Source organism: Mesorhizobium sp. B1-1-5, assembly GCF_006443065.1.
Classification (GTDB): domain Bacteria; phylum Pseudomonadota; class Alphaproteobacteria; order Rhizobiales; family Rhizobiaceae; genus Mesorhizobium.
This window is the reverse complement of sequence record NZ_VFWS01000257.1, coordinates 1-1,991: the sequence shown is the minus strand read 5'-3', so window position 1 is coordinate 1,991 and position 1,991 is coordinate 1. Positions and strand designations below refer to the sequence as shown.

The window sequence follows — 1,991 nt, the reverse complement described above, 5'->3', positions numbered from 1 at the left end:
CCCCCCTAGAGGGGGAGATGTCCGGCAGGACAGAGAGGGGGGTGAAAGAATGAGGCCTCTGCCAAAACGCTACTCAAACCTCTCCGGCAGATGATGCTCTTCCGCCAGATCCGAGAACCGCGTGAATTCACCGTGGAAGGCGAGGCTGACGGTGCCGGTCGGTCCGTGGCGCTGCTTGGCGATGATGCACTCGGCCTTGCCGCGCGCCTCGTTCATCTCGTTTTCCCACTTGATGTATTCCTCGGTGCCGAGCTTCGGCTCGCGGTTCTTGAGGTAATACTCCTCGCGATAGACGAACAGCACCACGTCGGCGTCCTGCTCGATGGAGCCGGATTCGCGCAGGTCCGACAGCTGTGGGCGCTTGTCGTCGCGGCTTTCGACCTGACGCGACAGCTGCGACAGCGCGATGATCGGCACACCGAGCTCCTTGGCCAGAGCCTTCAGGCCCGTGGTGATCTCGGTGATTTCCTGCACGCGGTTCTGCGAGGCGCGCGCGGAGGAGCCCTGCATCAGCTGGATATAGTCGATGACGATGAGATCGAGACCGCGCTGGCGCTTCAGACGCCGCGCGCGGGCGGAAAGCTGCGCGATCGAGATACCGCCGGTCTGGTCGATGAACAGCGGGATCTTCTGCATCGTCTGCGAGCAGGCGACCAGTTTTTCGAAATCCATCTCGGTGATCTCACCGCGGCGGATCTTCGAGGACGAGATCTCGGTCTGCTCGGAGATGATGCGGGTGGCCAGCTGCTCCGACGACATTTCGAGCGAGAAGAAGCCGACGACGCCGCCATTGGCGGCCTTGAAGCTGCCATCGGCCTGCTGCGCCGGAACGTAAGCCTCGGCAATGTTGAAGGCGATGTTGGTGGCCAAGGAGGTCTTGCCCATGCCCGGACGTCCGGCGAGCACGATCAGGTCGGAGGGCTGCAGGCCGCCCATGCGGCGATCGAGGTCGCGCAGTCCGGTGGCGATGCCCGACAGATGGCCGTCGCGCATATAGGCGGCGTTGGCCATGTCGACGGCGGTCTTGACCGCATCGTTGAAGCTCTCGAAGCCGCCATCGTAGCGGCCGGTCTCCGCGAGCTCGAACAGCCGGCGCTCGGCGTCCTCGATCTGGTCGGACGGCGACATGTCGACCGGCGCGTCATAGGCGATGTTGACCATGTCCTCGCCGACGGTGATCAGCGCGCGGCGCGTCGCAAGGTCGTAGATGGCGCGGCCATAGTCGGTGGCGTTGACGACGGTGACGGCCTCGACAGCGAGGCGCACGATATATTGCGCCACCGTCATGTCGCCGACCTTCTCGTCGGCCGGCAGGAAGGTCTTGAGCGTGATCGGCGTCGCGATCTTGCCCATGCGGATGAGCTCGGCCGCGATCTCGAAGATGCGGCGGTGCAGCGGCTCGTAGAAATGCGCCGGCTTCAAGAAATCAGAGACACGATAGAAGGCGTCGTTGTTGACGAGGATGGCGCCGAGCAGCGCCTGCTCGGCCTCGATATTATTCGGTGCCTCGCGATAGAGCGGCGTTTCCGCCGCGCCGAATTTCAGTGCCGCCTCTGCCATGATATCCCCGGTTTCGATCCCGCTGTCCTCGATACCAGAACGGGAAGATTCGGTGCTGACCTTTCTGCAACACCCCTCGGTCCAACCAGCTTGATGCCCCAATGTTCACAGGATCGACAAACCATCCACAGGACAGTATTCCGGGGGCCCGATTCCGGTTGACTCGGCAAGCGGCGATTCTTAGTTGCAATTACGGAACGAAGCAAGAACATTTCGGGCGACCGATTGTCGTCGGACGCAACCGACCAGCCGCATCCGCTCGCGCAGAGAATCGCGGACGTCCTCGGCTGATCTCCAAGGTAACGAGTTGCTTCTTTTGGGCGTTCACCAACCTTCGAGGTTAGCCGAAATGTCGGTCAAGTCGTCATCCACGGGCGGAGCAAGGAGCGAAGCGACGCGCGCAGACCCGAGGATCCATTCCGTGACCTGTC

General features: G+C 62.5%; 1 protein-coding gene. It reads right to left on the bottom strand.

All coding sequences use genetic code 11. The annotated features are described in order from the left end of the window. Positions 1 to 69: 69 nt before the first annotated feature. Positions 70 to 1,560 (bottom strand): replicative DNA helicase, encoded by a 1,491-nt coding sequence (locus FJ980_RS30125; protein WP_140547249.1) that lies wholly within the window; start codon positions 1,558 to 1,560, stop codon positions 70 to 72. Positions 1,561 to 1,991: the final 431 nt, after the last annotated feature.

Coding starts and splice junctions, on each gene's coding strand:
- FJ980_RS30125 (WP_140547249.1), bottom strand. CDS start 1,560: ATGGCAGAGGCGGCACTGAAATTCGGCGCGGCGGAAACGCCGCTCTAT.